This is a genomic window from Mycobacterium colombiense CECT 3035, from assembly GCF_002105755.1.
In the GTDB taxonomy this organism is placed as follows: domain Bacteria; phylum Actinomycetota; class Actinomycetes; order Mycobacteriales; family Mycobacteriaceae; genus Mycobacterium; species Mycobacterium colombiense.
The window spans coordinates 945,859-968,788 of sequence record NZ_CP020821.1 but is presented as its reverse complement, the minus strand read 5'-3'; the positions used below and the strand labels follow the sequence as shown (position 1 = coordinate 968,788).

At 70.2% G+C, this 22,930-nt stretch carries 24 protein-coding genes; 4 read left to right on the top strand and 20 right to left on the bottom strand.

Annotation, left to right across the window (positions count from 1 at the left end; all coding sequences use genetic code 11):
- Positions 1–90 precede the first annotated feature (90 nt).
- The 6 genes from der to B9D87_RS04505 are packed head-to-tail and all read right to left on the bottom strand — an operon-like array spanning position 91 to position 5,281.
- The gene (der, locus tag B9D87_RS04530) at positions 91–1,491 is read right to left on the bottom strand and encodes a ribosome biogenesis GTPase Der (RefSeq protein ID WP_007775927.1); all 1,401 of its coding nucleotides are present in this window, start codon (positions 1,489–1,491) and stop codon (positions 91–93) included.
- The gene (gene cmk / locus B9D87_RS04525) at positions 1,488–2,171 is read right to left on the bottom strand and encodes a (d)CMP kinase (protein ID WP_007775931.1); all 684 of its coding nucleotides are present in this window, start codon (positions 2,169–2,171) and stop codon (positions 1,488–1,490) included. The genes der and cmk overlap by 4 nt, the downstream gene beginning before the upstream one ends.
- Positions 2,168–2,911, bottom strand: coding sequence for a pseudouridine synthase (locus B9D87_RS04520; protein WP_007775933.1), 744 nt, complete (start codon positions 2,909–2,911; stop codon positions 2,168–2,170). Before B9D87_RS04520 ends, cmk begins: the two co-directional genes overlap by 4 nt.
- On the bottom strand, positions 2,911–3,606 hold the full coding sequence (gene scpB, locus B9D87_RS04515) for an SMC-Scp complex subunit ScpB (RefSeq protein WP_007775935.1): 696 nt from the start codon (positions 3,604–3,606) through the stop codon (positions 2,911–2,913). Before scpB ends, B9D87_RS04520 begins: the two co-directional genes overlap by 1 nt.
- On the bottom strand, positions 3,606–4,421 hold the full coding sequence (locus B9D87_RS04510) for a segregation/condensation protein A (RefSeq protein ID WP_007775937.1): 816 nt from the start codon (positions 4,419–4,421) through the stop codon (positions 3,606–3,608). Before B9D87_RS04510 ends, scpB begins: the two co-directional genes overlap by 1 nt.
- The gene (locus tag B9D87_RS04505; protein WP_007775939.1) at positions 4,418–5,281 is read right to left on the bottom strand and encodes a ParA family protein; all 864 of its coding nucleotides are present in this window, start codon (positions 5,279–5,281) and stop codon (positions 4,418–4,420) included. The genes B9D87_RS04510 and B9D87_RS04505 overlap by 4 nt, the downstream gene beginning before the upstream one ends.
- Positions 5,282–5,487: 206 nt before the next feature.
- Here B9D87_RS04505 and B9D87_RS04500 point away from each other — a divergent pair, with 206 nt between their 5' ends.
- Positions 5,488–6,243, top strand: coding sequence for an O-methyltransferase (locus B9D87_RS04500; protein ID WP_040631791.1), 756 nt, complete (start codon positions 5,488–5,490; stop codon positions 6,241–6,243).
- Positions 6,244–6,252: 9 nt separating this feature from the next.
- On the opposite strand, the gene xerD is transcribed toward B9D87_RS04500, so the two are convergent.
- The 14 genes from xerD to B9D87_RS04430 all read right to left on the bottom strand — a co-directional run bounded on the left by xerD (position 6,253) and on the right by B9D87_RS04430 (position 19,931).
- Positions 6,253–7,194: a site-specific tyrosine recombinase XerD gene (gene xerD, locus B9D87_RS04495; RefSeq protein WP_007775943.1), complete on the bottom strand. Its 942-nt coding sequence runs from the start codon at positions 7,192–7,194 to the stop codon at positions 6,253–6,255.
- The gene (locus tag B9D87_RS04490; RefSeq protein ID WP_007775945.1) at positions 7,191–7,814 is read right to left on the bottom strand and encodes an NUDIX domain-containing protein; all 624 of its coding nucleotides are present in this window, start codon (positions 7,812–7,814) and stop codon (positions 7,191–7,193) included. The genes xerD and B9D87_RS04490 overlap by 4 nt, the downstream gene beginning before the upstream one ends.
- A complete protein-coding gene (gene pyrG / locus B9D87_RS04485; RefSeq protein ID WP_007775946.1) occupies positions 7,807–9,558 on the bottom strand; it encodes a CTP synthase in 1,752 nt (583 codons plus the stop codon). Before pyrG ends, B9D87_RS04490 begins: the two co-directional genes overlap by 8 nt.
- Positions 9,559–9,680: 122 nt before the next feature.
- On the bottom strand, positions 9,681–10,625 hold the full coding sequence (locus tag B9D87_RS04480; protein ID WP_007775951.1) for a copper transporter: 945 nt from the start codon (positions 10,623–10,625) through the stop codon (positions 9,681–9,683).
- Entirely contained in the window at positions 10,626–11,807 is a 1,182-nt protein-coding gene (gene steA / locus B9D87_RS04475) for a putative cytokinetic ring protein SteA (RefSeq protein WP_007775955.1), read from the bottom strand.
- A gap of 113 nt (positions 11,808–11,920) precedes the next feature.
- Positions 11,921–13,693: a DNA repair protein RecN gene (recN, locus tag B9D87_RS04470; RefSeq protein ID WP_007775958.1), complete on the bottom strand. Its 1,773-nt coding sequence runs from the start codon at positions 13,691–13,693 to the stop codon at positions 11,921–11,923.
- A gap of 25 nt (positions 13,694–13,718) precedes the next feature.
- A complete protein-coding gene (locus B9D87_RS04465) occupies positions 13,719–14,642 on the bottom strand; it encodes an NAD kinase (RefSeq protein WP_007775961.1) in 924 nt (307 codons plus the stop codon).
- On the bottom strand, positions 14,639–15,448 hold the full coding sequence (locus tag B9D87_RS04460; RefSeq protein ID WP_007775963.1) for a TlyA family RNA methyltransferase: 810 nt from the start codon (positions 15,446–15,448) through the stop codon (positions 14,639–14,641). The genes B9D87_RS04465 and B9D87_RS04460 overlap by 4 nt, the downstream gene beginning before the upstream one ends.
- A gap of 8 nt (positions 15,449–15,456) precedes the next feature.
- The gene (locus B9D87_RS04455; protein WP_007775965.1) at positions 15,457–15,642 is read right to left on the bottom strand and encodes a hypothetical protein; all 186 of its coding nucleotides are present in this window, start codon (positions 15,640–15,642) and stop codon (positions 15,457–15,459) included.
- Positions 15,643–15,665: 23 nt separating this feature from the next.
- A complete protein-coding gene (locus B9D87_RS04450) occupies positions 15,666–16,691 on the bottom strand; it encodes an HAD-IIA family hydrolase (protein WP_007775967.1) in 1,026 nt (341 codons plus the stop codon).
- Positions 16,691–17,491, bottom strand: coding sequence for a tetratricopeptide repeat protein (locus tag B9D87_RS04445; RefSeq protein WP_415623602.1), 801 nt, complete (start codon positions 17,489–17,491; stop codon positions 16,691–16,693). The genes B9D87_RS04450 and B9D87_RS04445 overlap by 1 nt, the downstream gene beginning before the upstream one ends.
- Before the next feature lie 28 nt (positions 17,492–17,519).
- A complete protein-coding gene (locus B9D87_RS04440) occupies positions 17,520–17,882 on the bottom strand; it encodes a DUF732 domain-containing protein (protein ID WP_007775971.1) in 363 nt (120 codons plus the stop codon).
- Positions 17,883–17,981: 99 nt separating this feature from the next.
- Complete coding sequence (gene tyrS / locus B9D87_RS04435; RefSeq protein WP_007775974.1) at positions 17,982–19,253, bottom strand: tyrosine--tRNA ligase; 1,272 nt, start codon at positions 19,251–19,253, stop codon at positions 17,982–17,984.
- A gap of 33 nt (positions 19,254–19,286) precedes the next feature.
- Positions 19,287–19,931 carry a DNA-3-methyladenine glycosylase gene (locus B9D87_RS04430; RefSeq protein ID WP_007775976.1) on the bottom strand — a complete coding sequence of 215 codons (645 nt, stop codon included), beginning with the start codon at positions 19,929–19,931 and terminating at the stop codon, positions 19,287–19,289.
- Positions 19,932–20,039: 108 nt separating this feature from the next.
- Between B9D87_RS04430 and B9D87_RS04425 the strand changes: the two genes are divergently transcribed.
- From B9D87_RS04425 to B9D87_RS04415, 3 genes are all read left to right on the top strand, one after another.
- Complete coding sequence (locus B9D87_RS04425; protein ID WP_007775977.1) at positions 20,040–21,317, top strand: ammonium transporter; 1,278 nt, start codon at positions 20,040–20,042, stop codon at positions 21,315–21,317.
- 88 nt (positions 21,318–21,405) lie between these two features.
- Positions 21,406–22,170, top strand: a complete 765-nt coding sequence (locus tag B9D87_RS04420; RefSeq protein WP_040631793.1) for an ABC transporter ATP-binding protein — start codon at positions 21,406–21,408, stop codon at positions 22,168–22,170.
- Positions 22,104–22,922: an ABC transporter permease gene (locus tag B9D87_RS04415; protein WP_199778447.1), complete on the top strand. Its 819-nt coding sequence runs from the start codon at positions 22,104–22,106 to the stop codon at positions 22,920–22,922. Before B9D87_RS04420 ends, B9D87_RS04415 begins: the two co-directional genes overlap by 67 nt.
- Positions 22,923–22,930 lie beyond the last annotated feature (8 nt).

The window sequence follows — 22,930 nt, the reverse complement described above, 5'->3', positions numbered from 1 at the left end:
AACGTGCTAGCGCCGGTGCTAGCGGATTTGGGAAGCACCTATTGGTCTGGAGAGAGCGGGACAGACCGCCGGCGTCCCGAAAGCAGAACCTCAGCGCCGCCTGGCCCCCCGCTTTTCGCGCACCCGCACGTTGATCCGGATCGGCGAGCCCTCGAACCCGAACGTCTCGCGCAGCCGTCGCTCCAGGAACCGCCGATACCCGGCCTCCAGGAAACCGGTGGTGAACAACACAAAGGTCGGCGGCCGCGCGGTGGCCTGGGTGGCGAACAGGATGCGCGGCTGCTTGCCCCCACGCACGGGCGGCGGCGTGGCGGCCACCACCTCCTTGAGCCACGAGTTCAGCGGGCCGGTCGGGATCCGCGCATCCCATGACGCCAGCGCGGTCTCCATCGCGGGCACCAGCTTCTGCAGCGCCCGCCCGGTCTTGGCGGAGATGTTGACGCGCGGCGCCCACCGCAGCTGCACCAGCTCGCGGTCGATCTCGCGCTCCAGCAGCTCGCGGCGGTCCTCGTCGACCAGATCCCACTTGTTGAAGGCCAGCACCAGGGCGCGGCCGGCCTCGATGACCATCGACAACACCCGCTGGTCCTGTTCGGTGAGCGGGTCCGACCCGTCGATCAGCACGATCACCACCTCGGCCGCATCGATGGCCGAGTGCGTGCGCACCGAGGCGTAGAACTCGTGCCCGCTGGCCTGACCGACCTTGCGCCGCAGCCCCGCGGTGTCGACGAACCGCCACACCCGCTCGCCCAGCTCGATCAGCGAGTCCACCGGGTCCACCGTGGTTCCGGCGACGTCGTGCACCACCGAGCGCTGGTCGCCGGCCAGCTTGTTCAACAGCGAGCTCTTGCCGACGTTGGGCTTGCCGACCAGCGCCACGCGCCGCGGACCACCGGACGTGGCCGCCACCTCGGAGACCTCGGGCAGCGCGGCCAGCACCGCGTCGAGCAGGTCCGCCACGCCGCGGCCGTGCATCGCGCTGATCGCGTACGGCTCACCGAGCCCCAGGGACCACAGCATCGCGGCGTCCGCCTCGACCTTGTCGCTGTCAACCTTGTTGGCCGCCAAGAAGACCGGCTTGCCCGACCGCAGCAGGATCCGGGCGGCGGCCTCGTCGGCGGTGGTGGCGCCGACGACAGCATCGACCACCAGGATCACCGCGTCGGCGGTGCGCATGGCCACCGAGGCCTGATCGGCCACCAGCTGCTGCAGCCCCTTGGCGTCGGGTTCCCATCCCCCGGTGTCCTGCACGACGAACCGGCGGCCCGTCCACAGCGCGTCGTAGGACACCCGGTCGCGGGTGACGCCCGGGATGTCCTGCACCACCGCTTCCCGCCGGCCCAGGATCCGGTTCACCAGCGTCGATTTGCCGACGTTGGGCCGGCCGACCACTGCCACCACGGGCGCAGGTCCGGCGTCCTCCTGTTCGTCCAGGCCGAATTCGACTGAATCCCAGTCGCTTTCGTCGCTCCACGTGCCGTCTTGACTCACCGCACCGCCCCGCTTCGCTGCTTGACCAGGTCCCGCAGGTGCGAGATCACCTGGGCCTCGGTCATCTCGCTGGTGTCGACGACCACCGCGTCCGGTGCCGCCCGCAGCGGCGACACCGCCCGCGTGGAGTCGAGATGGTCGCGGCGGCGGACGTCGGCCAGCACCGCCTCGTAGTCGTCGGCCAGCCCGGCCGCCACGTTCTGGTCGTTGCGCCGCCGCGCGCGGGTCTCGGCCGACGCGGTCAGGAAGATCTTCACCGGCGCGTTGGGCAGCACGACGGTGCCGATGTCACGGCCCTCGACGACGACACTCCCGGGACCCTCGGCCATTTCGCGCTGCAGGTCGACGAGCCGGGTGCGCACCGCCGGAACCGAGGACACCGCCGACACCGCGCCGGTGACCCGGTCGCCACGGATCTCCGTCGAAACATCCTCTCCACAGAGGAAATAACGGTCGCCGTCGGGGTGAGAGTCGATCGACATCTGCACCGTTTCCGCCGTGTGCGCGACGGCCTCGGCGTCGGCCGGGTCGATGTCGGCGCGCAGCACTGCCAGCGTCACCATCCGGTACATTCCGCCGGTGTCCAGGTAGCGTGCGCCGAGCGCCTGCGCCAATCCCTTTGACACCGAAGACTTTCCGGTGCCGGCCGGACCGTCGATGGCCACCACCACGCCGCTCACAGCCCCACCGCCTTATACAGCTGCCCGATCTCGTGGTGAGCCAGCGCCCGGAAGGTGCCCGGCCGCTGCTTGCCCAGCGAGACCGGCCCGATGTCGGTGCGCACCAACGACTCCACCGGGAATCCCGCGGCCGCCAGCAGCCGGCGCACGATCCGATTGCGCCCCTCGTGCAGCGTCACCCGCACCAGCGTCTTGCCCGGAATGGCGTCCACCACCGCGAACTCGTCAACCCGCGCCACCCCGTCCTCCAATTCGATGCCGGCGCGCAGCTTCTTGCCGAGCCCCCGCGGCACCGACCCGGTCACCGTCGCCAGGTAGGTCTTGGGCACCTCGTGGGAGGGGTGCATCAGCCGGTGCGCGAGCTCGCCGTCGTTGGTCAGCAGGATCAGCCCTTCGGTGTCGGCGTCCAACCGCCCGACGTGAAACAGGTTCTTGTTGCCGCGAACCTTGCGCTCGACCAGATCGCCGATGCACGGCCGGCCGCGGTCGTCGGACATGGTCGAGTGCACGCCGCGCGGCTTGTTCAGGGCCAGATACACCTGCGAGTCGTCGAGCACCACCCGGGCGCCGTCGACGCGGATCACCGCGGAGTCCGGGTCGACGCGGGTGCCCAACTCGGTCACCACCTGGCCGTCCACCTCGACGCGGCCGTCGATGATCAACTTCTCGGCGGCCCGCCGCGATGCAATTCCGGCCTGGGACAACACTTTTTGCAGCCGGATCCCCTGAGCTTCTTCCATCAATCCTGGTCCACGTCGAACGTCAGCGACTGGTCGGACGATTGACCGCCGGACAATTTGATGAAACGTGGCTCGCTGTCCAGGGATTCGCTGAGGTCCTCGATCGTGTCGACGTCGGGAAGCAGCGGCGCGATGTCCGGAAGATCGGCCAGCGACGTCAGCCCCAGGCGCTCCAGGAACAGGTCGGTGGTGGCGAACGTCACCGCGCCGGTGTCGTCGTCCACTCCGGCTTCGGTGATCAGGCCCCGCGCAAGCAGCGTGCGCATCACGGCGTCGACGTTGACACCGCGCACCGCGCTCACCCGCGCGCGTGTCACGGGCTGGCGGTAGGCGACCACGGCCAGCGTCTCCAGCGCCGCCCGGGTCAGCTTGGACCGCGCGCCGTCCAGCAGCAGCTTCTCGACATAGGGCGCGAACCGGGCGCGGGTGTACATCCGCCAGCCCTCGCTGTTCTGCCGCAGGTCGATGCCGCTGTCACGCTCGGTGAGCTGCTCGGACATCTCCTGCAGCTTGGTGGCGACGCGGTACACCGGCTGCTGGGTGGCCGACGCCAGCGCCTCCGCGGTCACCGGGGTGTCCACCACCAGCAACAGCGCCTCCAGCACGCAACCGAGTTCCTCGGGCTCCATGGGCACGGCCTCGGCGATGTCCGGGATCGGTGAATCCAGGTCGATCTCGGGCAGTTCTTCACTCACTATTCGTCCCGCACTTCTACCAAGGCTTCACTGGCCGGACGCTCCCCGGTCCACGAGATTTGGAGCACGCCAAGCGGCTCCGACTGGTCGAATGCTACCGCCCGGGACCGATACAGTTCGAGCAGCGCCAGGAAGCGCCCGACCACCTCCATCGACGCCGCACAGTCGGCGACCAGTTCGGAGAACGTCGCCCACGCGCCGCTGCCCCGCGCTTCCAGGATGGCCAGCAGCTTCTTGGCCTGCTCGGGAACCGAGACCTGGACCTGGTGCAGGTGCCCGACGGACACGGTCGGGACGGGGCGCGGGGTGAACGCGATCGCGGCGATCTGGGCGAACCGTTCGGCGTCGACGCCGATCATCACCTCGGGCAGCAGTTCGGTGAACCGGTCCTCCAGCGACACCGCGCGCGGATAGCTGCGCAGCGCCGTGGCCTCGAGTTCGGCGAACATCTCGGCGACGTGCTTGAACGCGCGGTACTGCAGCAGCCGGGCGAACAGCAGGTCGCGCACCTCCAGCAGCGCCAGGTCTTCGTCGTCGTCGACCTGTCCGGCCGGCAGCAGCCGGGCCGCCTTCAAGTCCAGCAGGGTCGCGGCGACCACCAGGAACGCCGTGGTCTCCTCCAGCTCCAGCTGCGACCCGATCTCGCGGGTGTAGGCGATGAAGTCGTCGGTGACCTGGTGCAGCGCCACCTCGGTGACGTCGAGACGATGGGCGAAGATCAGCTGCAACAGCAGGTCGAACGGGCCCTCGAAATTGGTCAGGCGGACCTGAAAGCCGTTCTGCTGTGGCGCCTCACCGGTTTCGGTCGCGTTCACGCGCCGAATCGGTCGATGAACTCGCGGGCCAGCGCGCGGTACGCGATGGCGCCGGTGGAGCGCGGCGCCCAGGTGGTGATGGGTTCGCCGGCCACGCTGGTCTCCGGGAACCGGACGGTCCGGGTGATCACGGTGTCGAAGACCAGGTCGCCGAACCGCTCCACCACCCGGGCCATCACCTCGCGCGAGTTGACCGTGCGCGGGTCGTACCGGGTGAGCAGGATCCCGCTGATCTCGAGCTTCGGGTTCAGCCGGTCGCGCACCTTGTCGACGGTATCGGTCAGCAGCGCCAACCCGCGCAGCGAGAAGTACTCGCACTCGGTCGGGATCACCACGCCGTCGGCGCAGGCCAGGCCGTTGACGGTGAGCAGCCCCAGCGACGGCTGGCAGTCGATCAGCACGTAGTCGTAGCGGTCCAGCACCGGGTGCAGCGCGCGGCCCAGCGTCTGCTCGCGCCCCACCTCGTTGACCAGCTGGATCTCCGCGGCCGACAGGTCGATGTTGCTGGGCACCAGATCCATGTGCTTGACCCGGGTCTGCAGCAGCACGTCGTCGATCGACACCCGCGGCTCGACCAGCACGTTGTGGATCGTCTTCTCCAGCTCGTAGTGCGGGACGCCCAGGCCGGCGGACAGCGCGCCCTGCGGGTCCATGTCCACCAGCAGCACGCGGCGGCCGTACTCGGCCAGCGCGGCACCCAGGTTGATGGTCGACGTGGTCTTCCCGACGCCGCCCTTCTGGTTGCACATGGCGACGACTTTGGCCGGGCCGTGCGAGGTGCGCGGCTGTGGCTCCGGGATCGCCCGCGGCGGCCGCCCGGTCAGGCCGAGCTCGACGCCGTTGTCCGGCTGCTCGGTCATGGCGGGGGTGTTCGGGAGGTGAACATCGTCGGAAAGTCTAACGGGTTCGACGCGCGAAACTCGGCGACCCGCAGGCAATTAACCAGCCAATATGGGGAAAAATCGGTGGTAGAACGCACATCCCGACAGCCTATTCACTTCAGTCACACCAGCACCAATTTCCGAGCGCAAAGGGCCCGCGGCGCCACCCGCCTATCGTGGCGTCTATGAACCTGAAGCGACGGATACCTCTACTGCGTTGGTCGGTCTGGCGCATGGCCGCCGGCGCCCAGAACATCACCACGACGGGCCAGATCGGTGACGGGCGCGAGGCGGCCGCCGTCGAGTACGTGCTGCAGAACGCGCGGGCCGGCGACATCGACGACGTGCTGGCCACCATCGACAAGTTCGCCTACGAGAAATCGCTGCTGATCAACGTCGGCGACGAGAAGGGGCTGCTGCTCGACGCCGCCGTGCGGCGCGCCGACCCGGCGCTCGCGCTCGAGTTGGGCACCTACTGCGGCTATGGCGCCCTGCGCATCGCCCGGGCGGCCCCGAAGGCCAAGGTGTTCTCGGTCGAACTCGCCGACGCCAACGCCGCCAACGCCCGCCAGATCTGGGCGCACGCCGGCGTCGCCGACCGGGTGACGTGCGTGGTCGGCACCATCGGCGACGGCGGTCGCACCCTGGACGCGCTGGCCACCGAGCACGGATTCGCCGAAGGCACACTCGATTTCGTGTTCCTCGACCACGACAAGGACGCCTACCTCGACGACCTGAAGAGCATCATGGAGCGCGGCTGGCTGCATCCGGGCTCGATCGTGGTCGCCGACAACGTCCGGGTGCCGGGCGCGCCGAAATACCGCGAGTACATGCACCGCCAGCAGGGCAAGCTGTTCAGCACGGTCGAGCACAAGACGCACGTGGAGTACCAGACGATGCTGTCCGACCTGGTGCTGGAGTCCGACTACCTGGGCGGCTGAGCGGGGCGACTACTGCGCCCGCGGGTGGGCCTCGGCCCACACTTCGCGCAGCGCGTGCACGGTGACCATGGTGTAGATCTGCGTCGTCGTCACCGAGGCGTGCCCGAGCAGCTCCTGCACGACCCGCACGTCGGCGCCGCCCTCCAGCAGGTGGGTGGCGAAGGAATGCCGCAGCATGTGCGGCGACACCCCCGAGGTGATGCCGGCGCGCGCGGCCGCGTCCTGCAGGACCTGCCACGCGCTCTGCCGCGACAGCCGCCCGCCGCGCACATTGAGGAAGATGCCCGGCGTCCCGCGCCCGCGGCGGGCCAGCTCCGCACGGCCCCGCACCAGATAGGAGTCCAGCGCGGCGACGGCCGGCCGCCCGATCGGCACCAGCCGCTGCTTACCGCCCTTGCCGCGCAACAACACCGACCGGGCGTGCGTGTCGACGTCGTCGACGTCCAGGCCGACGGCTTCGGAGATGCGTGCGCCGGTGGAGTACAGGAGTTCGAGCAGCGCCCGGTTACGCAGCGTCAGCGGGCCGTCGGCCGGGCTCTCGCCGCCGGCGCCCTCCAGCAGCGCCAGCACCTGGTCGATGGTCAGGCTCTTGGGCAGCCGGCGGCCCGGCGTCGGCGGGCGCACCGCGCGCGCCACGTCGAGTTCGGCCAGCCCCTCGGCGGCGGCGAACCGATGCAGGCCACGCACCGCGATCAGCGCCCGCGCCGCCGACACCGCGGACAGCGCGGCGACGCCGGTGTCGGGATCGCCGCGGCGCAGCGCCACCAGGAACTCGCTCACGTCGTTCTCGCCCACCTTGGCCAGGTCGTGAATTCCACGGTCCGACAAGTGTCTTGTGTAGCGGCGCAGGTCGCGGCCGTACGAGCTCAGGGTGTTCGCGGCGACGCCGCGCTCGATCGTGAGATGGTCAAGGTAGCCCTGCAACTGCGTGTCCAGCGCCGCCGTTGTCATTGCGCGGCCTTGCGCGCGACGAACGCCGTCGGCTTGTCCCGCCACGGGCTGTCCACCGGACGCGCCTGCGCGAACCCTGTCGTCACGGCGTGGGCGGCCAAAATCCCCGCCACCGCAATGGCATTGACGACGTCACCGCCGAGCACCTTGCGGACGGCGTCGGCCAGCGGATACCACTCCACTGTCATGTCGGCTTCTTCGTCGTGCGCCTCGGGCCGGTCGACCCGAGTCAGGCCGGTGGCCAGATAGACACGCACCGACTCATCGCTGAAGCCCGGCGTGGAGTCGAGGTCGACGAGCACGGCCCAGGTCTCGGCCTTCAGCCCCGCCTCTTCCATCAGCTCGCGAGCGGCGGTGAGGTGGGCCGCCTCGCCAGGGACATCGAGCAGCCCGGCGGGCAACTCCCACAGCCGCCGGCCGAAGGCGTGCCGGTATTGGTAGACCATCGGGATGTTGCCGTCGTCGTCCATCGCGACCACGGCGACCGCGCCGTAATGTTCGACGATCTCCCGGGTCACCACCTTGCCGCCCGGCATCCGCACCCGGTCGCTGCGCAACGCGAAAATCTTTCCGGTGTACAGCGTTTCGGATGACGCCGTCTCGAAGACGTGCTCAGCCACGGGTCGCGGGCTCAGGTATAGGCCGCGCAGCGCTGTCCCGGTGCTGGATGCCGTTCGATGACTGCTCCGGGATTTCCACCGGCAGCAGCTCGCCCGCCTTGTAGTCAATGGCCGCGCCGACGAATGCGACGAACAACGGGTGCGGCCGGGTGGGCCGGCTCTTCAGCTCGGGGTGAGCCTGGGTGCCGACGATGAACGGGTGCACGTCCGGTGGGTATTCGACGAATTCGACCAGGTGGCCGTCCGGAGACGTCCCGGAGAACTTCAGGCCGCTCTCCGCGATCTTGTCGCGGTAGGCGTTGTTGACCTCGTAGCGGTGCCGGTGGCGCTCGGACACCTCGGTGGCGCCATAGGCTTGGGCCACAATCGATTCCGGTTGCAGCACCGCGGGGTAGGCGCCCAGCCGCATGGTGCCGCCCAGGTCGGCCTCGCCGGCGACGATGTCGACCTGGTCGGCCATCGTGGAGATGACGGGATCGGGCGTCTCGGGATCGAATTCGGCCGAGTTGGCCTCGGTCAGGCCGGCGGAGCGGGCGGCTTCGATCACGATGCACTGCAGGCCGAGGCACAGGCCGAACACCGGCAGCCCCCGGGTGCGGGCGTACTGGATGGCGCCGATCTTGCCCTCGATGCCGCGGATGCCGAACCCGCCGGGGATCAGCACGCCGTGCACGTCGCCCAGCGCCGACGCGGCACCGGCCGCGCTCTCGCAGTCGTCGGAGGGCACCCACACCAGCTCCACCTTGGCGTGGTGCTTGAACCCGCCGGCGCGCAGCGCCTCGGTCACCGACAGGTAGGCGTCGGACAGGTCAACGTACTTGCCCACCAAGGCGATTCGCACCGTCTCGTGCGGCTCGTGCACCCTGCGCAGCAGGTCGTCCCACTCGGTCCAGTCCACGTCGCGGAACGGCAGGCTCAGCCGGCGCACCACGTAGGCGTCGAGCTCTTCGCGGTGCAGCACCTTGGGAATGTCATAGATCGACGGCGCGTCCGGCGTGGAGATGACGCCGTCGATGTCGACGTCGCACATCAGCGCGATCTTGTTCTTCAACGCCTCGGGGACGGGACGGTCGCAACGCAGGATCAGCGCGTCCGGGGTGATACCGATGCTGCGCAGCGCGGCCACCGAGTGCTGGGTGGGTTTGGTCTTGAGCTCACCCGACGGGGCCAGGTAGGGCACCAACGAGACATGCAGGAAGAAGACGTTCTCCCGGCCGACGTCGTGACGGACCTGCCGCGCGGCCTCCAGGAAGGGCTGCGACTCGATGTCGCCGACGGTGCCGCCGATCTCGGTGATGACCACGTCGGGCCGGTTGCCCTGGGCGTCGGGCTGGGCCATCGACATGATGCGCGCTTTGATCTCGTCGGTGATGTGCGGAATCACCTGGACGGTGTCGCCGAGGTATTCGCCGCGCCGCTCCTTGGCGATGACCGTCGAATAGACCTGCCCCGTAGTGACATTCGCCGACCCGGACAGGTCCCGATCCAGGAACCGCTCGTAATGGCCGACGTCGAGGTCGGTTTCGGCGCCGTCCTCGGTGACGAAGACCTCGCCGTGCTGGAAGGGGTTCATGGTGCCCGGATCGACGTTGAGGTACGGATCGAGCTTTTGCATCGTCACGTACAACCCGCGGGCCGTCAGTAGCTGACCAAGGCTGCTGGCGGTCAGCCCTTTGCCCAACGAGGAAGCCACGCCCCCGCTGACGAAGAGGTGCTTGGTGGCGGATTGCGGGTGCTTTCGCACAGGCGACCTCCGTGAAGACGGGCAGGGCGTGAAAATTGTTCTAGCGAATAACTAGATGGGCCTGCCGACCCACGGAAACCCACCCTAACATCCACCGCGCTGTGTCGCGGCTAACACGCCCGCTACTGGGGCACCGTGATTGATGTGGCCCCGTGACCGGTGCCGTACTGCCCTGCGTGCCCGCCGCCCAGGAGGTCGTGCAGGCCCAGGACCGCGGTGATGCGGCCCGGCGCGGCGTCGACGTCGTCGACCGTGCTGATCGCGGAGTTCATCCCGGCGTCGGCACGCGTCACCGCCACCGCGGCGCCTCCGGTCGCCGAACCGTCGCGCCCGGCGAGCAGGGTGCCCGAGCCGTGCGGGGCCAGCGCGGCCGAGAACCGCGCCACGCTGACGCCCTTGTTGCCGGCGTCCCCGGGCAGCGCGCCGCCGGTGACGACCAGCGCGGCGTTGGCCGCGCCCATGTGATCGGTCGCCTGGTACGTGATGAAGCCGGTGTCGCGCAGCGCCGCCAGCACGGTGTTGCGCGCGACGTCGTCCACCGGGGGCACCGCCGGGTTGGCGTTGGCCAGCAGCGCGATGCCCATCAGGTCACCCGCCTGCGAACCCTGGTCGACCAGCTTCGTGCTCAGCTGCTGACCCGCGGGCAGCACCGAGGAGTTGACCACCGTCTGCAGCTTCTCCGCCGAATTGGCCTCGACGAACTCACTGGTCAGCGACACCGTCCCGGTCACCGTCCCGCCCCCCTGACCGATGAACTTCGACACCGCGGCCACGTCGTCGTCGGTGGCATCCGGGGTGCGGAACACCACCACCGCCTTGCCGGCCAGCGCGTCGTGCAGCATCCGCCCCGCCAGTTGAGTATCGAAATTGTTTGCCGCGCTGAGCTTTTCGTTCAGCACATTCTTCTGGTCGTTGAGCCCGCTGATCTGGGTGTTCAGGTCGCGCTTCTCGTCGCGCAGGCTGGACAACAGGGTGTCCGACAAGAAGCCGGAACCCAGCACGACCCCCACGGCCAGCGCCAGGAAGACGGCGGCCAGCGACAGCGCGTGTTGGCGCAACGAGATCATCTAGGTGACCCACTTCTGCACCATCAGGCAGAAGTGGTTCCAATAGTCGGTGACCCAATGCAGCACCGCGGCGTCGGTGCGCGACACCCACAGCGCGACGATGACGGCGATCAGCATGGTCAGCGCCAGCAGCGCGATGGCACCCGCCGAGATGTGGTTGCGGTACAGCGTGGCCACGGCCTTGGCGTCCACCACCTTCTCCCCGACCCGCAGCCGGGTCAAGAAGGTCGAGGGGTTGCTGTGCGCCCGGGTCCGGTCGAAGAACGTCTCGATGTTGGCGGTGTGCCCGGCCGTCACCAGCAGCGCGGCGCCGTGGTGATCGGCCAGCAGCAGGGCCAGGTCGATCGCCGAGCCCGCGGCCGGGAACGTCATCGCCCCGACGCCGAGATCCTGGATCCGTTCCAGGCCGGGCGCGTGCCCGTCGGCGTCGGCGGGCAGCACCACCTGGGCGCCGCACTTGAGCGCGTCGGTGCTGATCTGGTCGGGGTCGCCGACGATGACCTGGGGGCGGTAGCCCGCCTTGCGCAGGACGTCGGCGCCGGTGCCGACACCGATCAGGGCCGGCTGATACTCCTTGATGAACGGCTTGAGCGACTTCAAATCGTCCTCGGCGCTGGGCTCGTCGGCGACGATCACCACGTGCCGGCGGCGCAGGTCGACGTCGACGTCGGGGATGCCGATGCCGTCGATCAGCAGCGGGCTCTCGCTCTTGATGAACTCGATCGTGTTGCCGGCGAAGGCCTCCAGGTGGGCGGACAGCCCGCTCTTGGCCTCGCGCATCAGGTCGGCGATGTCGTGGTCGGTGCGCTCGGTGCCGCGGACCAGCCTGCGGTCACCGGCGTACACCCCGCCCTCGTGCAGGCGGATCTTGGCGCCGTCCTTGACCTTCTTGAAGATGTCCGGGCCGGCCTCGTCGATCAGGGTCACCCCGTTGTTGACCAGCACCTCCGGGCCCATGTTCGGGTAGCGGCCCGACACCGACGGAGACGCGTTGACCACCGCGGCGATGTCGGCCTCCACCAGCGCGTCCGCCGTGATGCGGTCCAGATCCAGGACGTCGAGCACCACGATGTCGCCGGGGCAGACACGGCGCAGCAGGCGGTCGATGTTCCGGTCAACGCGGGCGGTGCCGACGAGGCCGGGCCGGGCGGGGTTACGGGAGAGCAGGCCTGACATCTTCATGGGGGCGATTCTGTCCGCGAAGCTGCGGCGAGGACGGGAGGCGCGCCGTAACATTAGCCTCATAAGTTATCTAGAGTCCCATTAGTCACATCTGTATTACTTGTTGTCGGCGGTTAGATCTCATCCTTCTGCGCGGCCTGCAGCAGCTCACGGGCGTGCGCGCGGCCGCTGTCGGATTCGCCCAGCCCGGCCAGCATCCGCGCCAACTCGGCCACCCGCTCGTCGTCGGCGACCCGCCGCACCACGCTGGTCCCCTTCGGCCCCGCGCCGTGCACCACCAGGTGCACGTCGGCGTACGCCGCGACCTGCGGCAGGTGCGTCACGACGATCACCTGGTGGGTGCGCGCCAACCGCGCCAGCCGCCGGCCGATCTGCACCGCCGCGCGGCCGCCCACCCCGGCGTCGACCTCGTCGAACACCATGGTGGTGCCCACCGTCTCCTTGCGCGAGGCCGCCAGCACCACTTCCAGCGCCAGCATCACCCGGGACAGCTCGCCACCGGAGGCGCTCTTGGCCAGCGGCAGCTGGTCCATCCCGCGGTGCGCGGCGAAGCCGAACTCCACCTGGTCGATGCCGCCGGCGCCGGCGCGGGCCAGCATCGGCCCGTCGGGCCCAAACGACACAGTGAGGCTGGCCGCGTCGTCGGCGCCCGATGCGGTATCGACGGAGACGTCGATGCCGAACTGCGCGTCGGCCATCGCCAGCCCGGACAGCTCGGCGGTGACCTCCTTGGCCAGCCGCTTGGCGGCCTTGCGCCGGATGTTGCTGAGATCGACCGCCGCCTCGGCTAATTCGCGCGCCAGCTCGTCGACGCGGGCCGCGAGCGACGCCAGCCCCTCCTCGGAGACGTCCAGTTGGGCCAGCCGCTCCCGCGACTCGCGGGCCCACGCGAGCACGCCGTCGATGTCCGCGGCGTACTTGCGGGTCAGCGTGCGCAGTTCGGCCTGCCGGGCCAGTCTGGATTCCAGCGCGCTGGCGTCGACCGGCAGCTCGTCGAGGAAGCCGGCCAGCTCACCGGCCGCGTCGACGACCACGGTCAGCACCTCGCCGAGCTGGCCGCCCAACGCGAGAAGCTTCGCGTCGTCCGTCGATTCCAGTGCGGCCCTTGCCTTTCCCAGGCTGTCGGTCGCGCTGAACCCGGACCCGTCGGCCTCATCGGAGGACAGGGCCGCGCGCGCGGTGGCCGCGGCCTCGCGCAGGGTGTCCAGCTCGGAGAGCCGCAGGATCTCGGCGACCAGGGCGTCGTCCTCGCCGGGTTGCGGGTCCACGGCGTCGATCTCGGTGAGGGCGAAGTTGAGCCGGTCGGCCTCGAGCGCCAGCTCGCGCATCCGGTTGCGGCGGTCCAGGAGATCGCGCCGCGCCGACAGCCAGGCGTCGCGCAGTTTGCAATAGCGCTCCAGCGCGGGACCGGCCTTCGCGAACCGGTCCAGCGCGCCGCACTGCTCCTCGGGACGCATGAGCCGCAGCTGGTCGTTCTGCCCGTGCAGGGTCAGCAGCCCGGCGGTGAAGTCCCCCAGCGACTTGGCCGGCACGCTGCGCCCGCCGAGATAGGCGCGCGACGGCCCCTCGCGGCTGACCGAGCGCAGCGCGATCACGCTGCCGTCCTCGTCGCGCTCGGCCCCCGACGCGTCCAGCATCTCGTCCAGCTTCACGATCAATGACTCGTCGAGATCGGTTGTGGTGAACCGGCCTTCGACGATCGCCCGATCGGCGCCGGACCGCACCCGGGTGGCGTCCGCGCGGGCGCCACCGAGCAGGTGCAGCCCGGTCACCACCATCGTCTTGCCGGTACCGGTCTCGCCGGTCAGCACGGTCAGGCCGCGGTCGAACTCGCCGACCGCGGCGCTGATGGCACCGAGTGACTCGATGCGGATTTCGGTCAGCATTCAGTCAGCACCTGCGTCGGGGCCGTCAGTTCCCGCGCCACCCGGTGACCGGCAACCGGAACTTGCGCACCAGCCGGTCGGTGAACGGGGCGCTGTCCAGCCGGGCCCATTTCACCGGTGTGTCGCAACGTTTTACCTCCAGCCGGCTGCCCGCCGGGATCAGCATTTCGCGCCGGCCGTCGCAGAACACCAGGGCGTCGTGCCCGTCGGCCTCGACCTCGATCGCGATGGTGGCGTCCGGGCTGGTGACCATGGGGCGGCCGAACAGGGCGTGAGCGTTGTTGGGTACCACCAGGATTGCCTCGAGGTCCGGCCACAGCACCGGGCCGCCCGCGGAGAACGCGTACGCGGTGGACCCGGTGGGTGTGGACACCAGAACCCCGTCGCACCCGAACGCCGAGACCGGGCGCCCGTCGATCTCGAGCACCACGCCGAGCACGCCCAGCCGGGGCCCCTTCTCCAGGCTGACTTCGTTGAGCGCCCACCCGTGCACGGCGACGCCGCCGCCGTGGCGCACGATCACGTCGAGCGTCAACCGGTTTTCCACCCGGTAATCTTGTGCCACAACATGTTCCAGCACCCGGTCGATGGCCTCGGCCTCGGCCTCGGCCAGGAACCCGATGCGACCCAGGTTGACACCCAGCACCGGAATGTTGGCGTTGCGGGCCAGTTCGGCGGCCCGCAGGAACGTGCCGTCGCCACCCAGCGCCAGCACCAATTCGCAGCCCTCGGCCGCCTGCGGGTCGGCGTTGACCACCTCGATCTCGATGCCCAGGGCGCGCATGTCATCGGGGGCCAGGTGCAGCGGCCCCTTGTCGACCGCCTCGGCCGACAGCACACGAAGCGCGATTGCGTTGTCGCCCAGCACTTTTTGCACGCGTCGCGCGGTCTCGGTGGCCTCGTCGCGGCCGGTGTGAACCACCATCAGCACGGTGCGTTCGTGAGTCACTGCGGCCCGCTTTCCACCGCGGACCGCACCGCACTCACCAGCTCGTCGCCGGCGAGCGGCCGATCGGTCTGGGCGCGCAGCCGCAGGAAGTACTCGACGTTGCCCGACGGGCCGGGCAGCGGGCTGGCGGTGACGTCGACCGGGTGCCAGCCCAGCTCGGCCGCGCGGGCGGCGACCGCCAGCACCGCGCCGGCGCGCAGCTCCGGGTCGTGCACCACACCCCCGGCACCGACCAGGCCCTTGCCCACCTCAAACTGCGGCTTCACCATGGGAACGATATCCGCGTCGGGTGCGGCACATCCAGCCAGCGCCGGCAACACCGTGGATAGCGAAATGAACGACAGGTCAGCGACCACCAGGTCGGCGCGTCCCCCGATCGCGTCCGGCGTCAGGTCGCGAACGTTGGTCCGCTCGACGACGACCACCCGCGCGTCGCTGCGCAGCGACCACGCCAGCTGGCCGTATCCCACGTCGACGGCGACCACCTCGGTGGCGCCGCGGTCCAGCAGGACTTCGGTGAAGCCGCCCGTCGACGCGCCGGCGTCCAGGCAGCGGCGGCCCGCGACCGCGATCGCGAAGGCGTCCAGCGCCCCGATGAGTTTGTGCGCTCCGCGCGAGACCCAGCCGCGCTCGCCGTCCTCGGCCACGGTCAGGGCGGCGGTGACCGCGACGGCGGTGCCCGGCTTACGCGCCGGCATCCCGTCGATGCTCACCTTCCCCGCGCCGATCAACTCCGCGGCCTGCTGACGGGACCGGGCCAGGCCGCGCCGGACCAACTCGGCGTCAACGCGGGCGCGTCGAGACATCCGCGCACTCAGCCCTTCTCCGCCGACTCCAGCGCGGCCAGCAGCACGTCGTGCGCCTCGGACAGGCGGCGTGCTATCTCTTCGAGCTCATCAAGCGACGGCACCTGCTCGGGGTCCTCGGTGTCCCCGGCCTGGGGCAACCGGGCCAGCAGGGCGTCGATTTCGGCGCGAATCTCATCGGGATCGATAGTCATCGCGTTACTACGCTAGTCACCCGTCAGTCGCTGTGCACCAAAGACCAGCGTTGCAGCGCGGCGCGCGCCCGGTCGTCGGCGGCCTCGATGCGCACCTCGCCGGAGCCCGCCGCGCCGTACACCGCGCCGGCGACCGCGCGAACGACCGCCAGGCCGTCCCCGTCGCCCGCGCCGTCGGCGCTCACCGTGATCGTCGCGTCCGCGACCTCGACGCGCCAGCCCGGCTGCGGCCCGACCGCGAGCGACTCGGCGTCGGCGTGCAGCGAGCGCAGGTCGTGACCGATATAAGTGGGGCGCTGACCGGGGTTGGCGTACACGGCGTCCCGCGCGGAATTGACCCCGGTGAGCACCATCAGGCTGGGCAGCTCGGCGGCGTTGGCGCCCTCGATGTCGGTGTCGAGCCGGTCCCCGACCACCAGGGGCGCACGAAAGTCGCCGCGCGCCGCGGCATCCCGCAGCAGCCCCGGCGCCGGCTTGCCCGCGACCTGAGGGTCGCCGCCGGTGGCCGCCCGCAACGCGGCCACGAACGATCCGTTGCCGGGCAGCAGCCCGCGCTCGGTGGGCAGGGTCAGGTCGACGTTGGACGCCACCCACAGCGCACCAGCCCGGATGGCCAGCGCCGCCTCGGCCAGCTCCGGCCACCCGATGGTTTGGGACAGTCCCTGCACGACGGCGGCCGGCTCGTCGTCGTAGCTGCGCACCGCGCGCAGTCCGACGGCCGTGATCTCGTCGGCCAGCGCCTCGGTGCCCACGATCAGCACCGGCGAGCCGGGCGCCAACTGGTCGGCCAGCAGCCGCGCCGCGCTTTGCGCGCTGGTCGCGACGTCGTCGGCGACGGCGGTGAAACCCAGCTCGGTCAGGTGCGCGGCGACCTCGTCGGCGCTGCGCGACGCGTTGTTGGTGACGAAGTACGCGCGACTGCGCACCTCGGCGAGCGCCCGCACCGCGCCCTCGGTGGGCCGACGGCCGCGAAACATCGTGCCGTCCAGATCGATCAGCAGGCAATCATGTTGCTGCGCAAGAGTTTTGGTGTTACCCGGCTCCGTCATCAGCCGAGTTCACTGACCCGGTCTTCGGCATCGGTGACGCCGTCGACGTCCGCGGCCGCGGAGTGCAGGAACCACTGCAGCGCCTCGTCCCCGCGGCCGAGCGCCAGCAGCGTGTCCGCGTAGGCGTAGAACAACCGCGCCGCCGTCGTGCCGGTGCGGGCCGGATCCAGTTGCGGCGTGGACAACACGGTGAGCGCCTGCTCCAGTTGGCCGAGGTCCGCGCGCGCCCCGGCCGCGACGATGCGCAGCTCGTCGGCGTCGTCCCCGCTGAGCTCGGCGGCCTCCGGCCCGCGCGCCAGTTCGATCGCCCGCTCCGGGCGGCCGAGCCCGCGTTCGCAATCGGCGATCAGGGCCAGCAGCGACGACTTGCTGCCCATCCTGCGGGCCGCGCGCAGCTCCGCGAGCGCCTGCGCCCAGTCGCCGCAGTGGTAGGCGGCGATGCCGACCGCTTCCCGGATGGTGGCGATCCGGCTGGACCGGGCGCGCGCCGCCCGGGCGTGCCGCAGGGCGGCCTCGGGGTCCTCGTCGAGCAGTTCGCCCGCGGCCACCAGGTGGCGCGCCACCGCGTCGGCGGTGGCGCGGTCCAGGGTGCTCAGTTCGCGGCGGACGTCGGGCGCCAGCTGCTTGGCCTCCACGCCGGGCGGAATCGGTGGGCCGTCGTGTGGCGCGCGATCGGCCGGGGCATCCCGGCGCGCGGAGCTCTGCGGCTGGGCCGGGCGCGCACGGCCCGGACCCGACCATCCGTTGGATGCCGGCCGCCCCCGCCGTTCGCCGCGCTGCCTTTGCCTGTCGTCGACCACGCAGCCGAGAATACGGGCAGCCTTGCGCCTAGCTGCGCGGCCGGTTACCCAGCAGCGGCGCGATCACCGCCGGACAGTAGGTCGCGATGGCGACGATGGTGAATTTGCCCGCCATCTCGTATGACAGTCCGTTGCCCTCGGCCATCCTGGAGGCCACCTCGTCGAACGACCCGCCGGGCTCGAACAGCATCGGGCACACCGACTCTCCCATCGCCGTGGCGCTGGCCGGTTGGGTGTAGGTGATCCCGGCGTTCGTCAGCGCCGACAGGAAGGCGTTGCCCACGATGTCGGCGCGGATGGGCGCCGACAAGACCGCGGCCAGCGACACCAGTCCGGTGATCACCCCCACGATCGGCAGGACGGTCCACCGCACGCGCGTCGCGAAAATCACCGTGACAACAGTGGTCCCCGAGGGTCACGTCAACGACACGGTGAGGTAAAGATCTGTGCACGCACGCGTTTCGCGAAGGCGGTTCGGGGCCCCGCGCGGCTAGACCTTTTCGACCCCGGCGACGGTGCGTTTGCCGCGGCGCAGCACCAGCCATTTGCCGTGCAGGAAGTCGGTCGGCTGCGGCGTCCAGTCCTCGCTGTCGACGCGGACGTTGTTGACCGAGACGCCACCCTCGCCGATGGTGCGCCGCGCGGCCTTGCGGCTCTCGGACAGGCCGCTGGCGACCAGCAGGTCGACGATCCCGTCGGGGCCGCCGGGTTTGAGCTCGGCGACCGACGCCTCGCGCAGCGCCGCCGCCAGGGTCGCCTCGTCCAGGCGGTCCAGCTCGCCCTGCCCGAACAGCGCCCGGCTGGCGTGCTCGACGGCCTCGGTGGCCGCCTCGCCGTGCACCAGCACGGTCAGTTCGCGCGCCAGCCGCCGCTGGGCGGCGCGCTGCTGGGGTCGCTCGGCCGTCGCCTGCTCGAGCTCGCCGAGCTCGTCGGCGGTCAGGAAGGTGAACCAGCGCAGGTAGCGGATCACGTCGGCGTCGGCGGTGTTGAAGAAGTACTGGTACCAGGCGTAGGGCGTGGTCAGCTCGGGGTCCAGCCACAGGCTGCCGCCGCCGGTGGACTTGCCGAACTTGGTGCCGTCGGCGGCGGTCACCAGCGGCACGGTGAGCGCGTGCACCGACGCGCCGAGCTGCTGGCGCACCAACCGGACGCCGGCGACGATGTTGCCCCACTGGTCGGAGCCGCCGATCTGCAGCGTGCAGCCGTAGCGCCGGTGCAGCTCGACGTAGTCGTTGGCCTGCAACAGCATGTAGCTGAACTCGGTGTAGGAGATGCCGTCGCCCTCGAGGCGCCGCCGGACGGTGTCGCGGTCCAGCATCACGTTGACCGAGAAGTGCTTGCCGAGGTCGCGCAGGAACTCGATCGCCGACAGCGGGCGGGTCCAGTCCAGGTTGTTGACCACGACGGCGCCGGTGGGTGATTCGTCGAAGTCGACGAAGCGGCGCAGCTGCCCGCCGATCCGCTCGGTCCACTCGGCGACGGTGTCCGCCTCGTTGAGGGTGCGCTCGCCGACGTCACGCGGGTCGCCGATCATGCCGGTCGCGCCGCCGGCGAGCACGATCGGGCGATGGCCGGCGCGCTGGAAACGGCGCAGCGCCAGCAGCGGCACCAGGTGTCCGGCGTGCAGGCTGGGCGCGGTGGGGTCGAAGCCCGCGTACACCGTCATCGGCCCGCGCTGCGCCTCGGCGGTCAGCGCATCGAGGTCGGTGGACTGCGCGATCAGCCCGCGCCAGGCCAGCTCGTCGATGATCATGTCGCCCATGATCCAAGATCCTTCCACCCGGGATCGGCCCGGCTAGTCGCTGGCGCCCGGCGCGGCCGCGCGGGGGCTACGACGGTACGCCGAGACCTCCGGGCGGCCCGGCAGCCACAACCGCCACGGCCGGTCGGCGGCGTGGCTGACGCCGACCCGGGGGCCTGCCGTCGCGGTCAGCGGTTCGTGCAGTTCCAGGGTCACCGGGCTGTCGGGCGCGAACAGGTCAATGCCGTTGTCGTCCATGGTGATTCCCATGGCCGAGCACAGGTTGCCCGGGCCGCGCGCCAGGGCGGCGGTGTGCACCAACTCGCCGCGGCGGGCACGCGCGACGTCGGTGCCGTCCTCGATGGCGGCGGCGCGCAGCAAAACCGCGGCGGCGGTGCCGTCGGGTCCGCACGAGACGTTGGCGCAGACGTGGATGCCGTGGCTGCGGTAGGTGTAGAGCCGCCCGGGGGGCCCGAACATCACGAAGTTGCGGGCGCGCAGGCCCTTGTACGAGTGCGCGGCGGCGTCGGGCCAGGGGCCGTCGGGCACTCCCCCGTAGGCCTCGACCTCGACGACGATCCCGCTGACACCGCGCGCGGTGAGCGTGGCGCCCAGCAATCGGCGCGCGGCCTCGACCGGGTCGACTAACAGCTGGGCCGCAGCCGCGTTTCCGCGAAACCGCCCTCGAGCCTCGACCACATCAGATCCTGAATCCTCTTTTCGCCAACCCGACGAACCTACCGGCAGGCCAAACATGGCAGTATCCCGGTGTCCTGTGACCCCAGGGCCGCGAGAAGGAGCCCACCCATGCATGCGATCGATCCCGCGGCCACCGCGTGGCTGCTGGCCAGCACCGCACTCGTGTTGCTGATGACCCCCGGCCTGGCGATCTTCTATGGCGGCATGGTCCGCACCACCGGTGTGCTCAACATGATCATGATGAGCTTCATCTCCATCCCGCTGGTGACGGTGGCCTGGCTGCTGGTGGGCTACACCATCGCGTTCTCCGAGGACGGGGTCAGCGGGCTGGCGGGCAACCTCAGGCATTTCGGCATGCTCGGCATCACCCCGGACACCGCCCACGGCACGGTCCCCGAACTGCTGTTCGCCACGTTCCAGTTGACGTTCGCGATCATCACGGCCGCCCTGGTCAGCGGCGCGATCGCCGACCGCGCCAAGTTCGCGGCCTGGATGGTCTTCGTCCCGGTGTGGACGCTCGCGGTGTATTCGATTGTCGCGCATTGGGTCTGGGGGCCCGGTGGCTGGCTGGCCAAGCTGGGCGTCCTGGACTACGCGGGCGGGCTCGTCGTCGAAATCGTCTCCGGGTCCTCCGCGCTGGCGCTGGCGCTGGTGCTCGGGCCGCGCATCGGCTTCAAGAAGGACGCGATGCGGCCGCACAACCTGCCGTTGCTGTTCGTCGGCGTCGGGCTGCTGTGGTTCGGCTGGTTCGGGTTCAACGCCGGTTCCGCCTTGGCCGCCAACGGAACTGCCGCGGCGATCTTCCTCAACACGTTGGTCGCCGGCTGCCTGGGCATGCTCGGCTGGCTGTCGGTCGAGCAGATCCGCGACGGCCGGCCCACCACGTTCGGTGCGGCCTCTGGAGTGGTCGCCGGGTTGGTCGCGATCACCCCGTCCTGCGGGACGGTCAACACGCTGGGCGCGACGGTCGTCGGGCTGGCCGCGGGCGTCGTGTGCGCGTTCGCGGTGGGCGCGAAATTGCGCTTCAACTATGACGATTCGCTCGACGTGGTGGGCGTGCACTTCGTCGGCGGCGTGGTCGGGGTGTCCTTGATCGGCCTGTTCGCCACCGCGGTGATGACGGCGGGCCCCCGGGGCCTGTTCTACGGGGGCGGCCTCGGCCAACTGGGCAAGCAGGCGCTGGCGATCGCGGTCGTCGCGCTCTACGCGTTCGCCATGACTTTCGTGCTGGGCAAGGTCATCGACCGGCTGATGGGTTTCCGGGTCAGCGCCGAAGACGAGACCACCGGTGTCGACCTCACGCAGCACGCCGAAACCGCCTACGCCGAAGGCGTGCACGGACATCTGCCGCAGCGCCGCCCGGCCACCGGCGAACGCTTCAACTAGCCGTCGGATCCAATCACGGCATCCCCGAGCCACCTGCGCTGCTCGGGCGACCTTGACAACCCCGCGCGACGGGCGGATTATTCATCGCATGATGAGTTCATCCCATGATGAATTAATTACCGGGCCCTCGGAACCGGCGGTGGACATCGATCACCTACGGGTCGTCCGCGGCAAACGGCCAGCTCTGCACGACTTCTCCGTGCGCATCGCCGCCGGCAGCATCACCGGCCTGCTCGGGCCGTCCGGCTGCGGCAAGACCACGCTGATCCGCTGCATTGTCGGCACCCAGATCATCTCGACGGGCACCGTCACCGTGCTCGGCAAGCAGGCCGGCAGCGCCGAACTGCGCCACCGGATCGGCTACCTGCCGCAGGATCCGACCATCTACAACGACCTGCGGGTCGTGGACAACGTCCGCTACTTCGCGGCGCTGTACGGGTTCGACGGCCGGGCCGCCGACGTAGCCATCGACCGCGTGGGGCTGACCGATCACCGAACCGCCTTGTGCGGCAACCTCTCCGGCGGCCAGCGCACCCGGGTGTCGCTGGCCTGCGCGCTGGTCTGCCAGCCCGACCTGCTGGTGCTCGACGAGCCCACCGTGGGCCTGGACCCGGTGCTGCGGGCGGATCTCTGGGAGCAGTTCGCCGAGCTGGCCCGCGCCGGGACCACGCTGCTGGTCTCCAGCCACGTGATGGACGAAGCCGACCACTGCGGCGACCTGCTGCTGATGCGCGACGGCCGGTTGGTCGCCCACACCACCCCGTCCCGACTGAGAGAGGACACCGGATGCACGTCACTGGAGGACGCGTTTCTGTCCATCATCAAGCGCAGCACCATGCGCGAAGCGGGCTGAGCCTGCGCGGCTACACCGCGACCACGGCGCGGATCCTGCGCCAGTTGGCGGCCGATCACCGCAGTGTCGCGATGATCCTGTTCGTGCCGGTGCTGGTGATCAGCCTGATGTACTTCATGTTTGAGAACGCCCCGCACCGCCCCGGCGGGCCGACCCCGTTCAACAACGCCTGCCTGATCCTGCTGGGCCTGTTCCCGTTGTTCGTGATGTTCATCATCACGGCGATCACCATGCAGCGCGAACGGGCCTCCGGGACGCTGGAGCGCATTCTGACCACGCCGCTGCGCCGGCTGGATCTGCTGATCGCCTACGGCAGCGCCTTCTCCATCGCCGCTGCGGCGCAGGCGATTCTGGCCTGCGTCGTGTCGTTCTGGCTGCTCGGGTTCGACACGGCCGGCAGCCCGGCATGGGTGTTCGTCATCGCGATCGTCAACGCCGTGCTGGGCGTCGGCTTGGGCCTGCTGTGTAGCGCGTTCGCCCGCACCGAGTTTCAGGCCGTGCAGTTCATTCCGCTGGTCATGGTGCCGCAGCTGTTGCTGGCCGGCATCATCGTGCCGCGCGCGCTGATGCCACACTGGCTGCAATGGATCAGCAATGTGCTGCCGGCCAGCTACGCGCTGGAGGCCTTGCAGCAGGTGGGCGCCCATCCGGAACTGACGTTCATCGCGGTGCGCGACATCGCCGTGGTGCTGGGCTTCGCGCTGGCGGCGCTGTGCCTGGCCGCGGCGACGCTGCGGCGGCGGACGCCCTAGTGACGGGC

Coding starts and splice junctions, on each gene's coding strand:
- B9D87_RS04520 (WP_007775933.1), bottom strand. CDS start 2,911: ATGGAAGAAGCTCAGGGGATCCGGCTGCAAAAAGTGTTGTCCCAGGCC.
- B9D87_RS04505 (WP_007775939.1), bottom strand. CDS start 5,281: ATGACCGAGCAGCCGGACAACGGCGTCGAGCTCGGCCTGACCGGGCGG.
- B9D87_RS04500 (WP_040631791.1), top strand. CDS start 5,488: ATGAACCTGAAGCGACGGATACCTCTACTGCGTTGGTCGGTCTGGCGC.
- xerD (WP_007775943.1), bottom strand. CDS start 7,194: ATGACAACGGCGGCGCTGGACACGCAGTTGCAGGGCTACCTTGACCAT.
- B9D87_RS04480 (WP_007775951.1), bottom strand. CDS start 10,625: ATGATCTCGTTGCGCCAACACGCGCTGTCGCTGGCCGCCGTCTTCCTG.
- steA (WP_007775955.1), bottom strand. CDS start 11,807: ATGAAGATGTCAGGCCTGCTCTCCCGTAACCCCGCCCGGCCCGGCCTC.
- recN (WP_007775958.1), bottom strand. CDS start 13,693: ATGCTGACCGAAATCCGCATCGAGTCACTCGGTGCCATCAGCGCCGCG.
- B9D87_RS04460 (WP_007775963.1), bottom strand. CDS start 15,448: ATGTCTCGACGCGCCCGCGTTGACGCCGAGTTGGTCCGGCGCGGCCTG.
- B9D87_RS04455 (WP_007775965.1), bottom strand. CDS start 15,642: ATGACTATCGATCCCGATGAGATTCGCGCCGAAATCGACGCCCTGCTG.
- B9D87_RS04450 (WP_007775967.1), bottom strand. CDS start 16,691: ATGACGGAGCCGGGTAACACCAAAACTCTTGCGCAGCAACATGATTGC.
- tyrS (WP_007775974.1), bottom strand. CDS start 19,253: ATGGGCGACATGATCATCGACGAGCTGGCCTGGCGCGGGCTGATCGCG.
- B9D87_RS04425 (WP_007775977.1), top strand. CDS start 20,040: ATGCATGCGATCGATCCCGCGGCCACCGCGTGGCTGCTGGCCAGCACC.
- B9D87_RS04420 (WP_040631793.1), top strand. CDS start 21,406: ATGATGAGTTCATCCCATGATGAATTAATTACCGGGCCCTCGGAACCG.
- B9D87_RS04415 (WP_199778447.1), top strand. CDS start 22,104: ATGCACGTCACTGGAGGACGCGTTTCTGTCCATCATCAAGCGCAGCAC.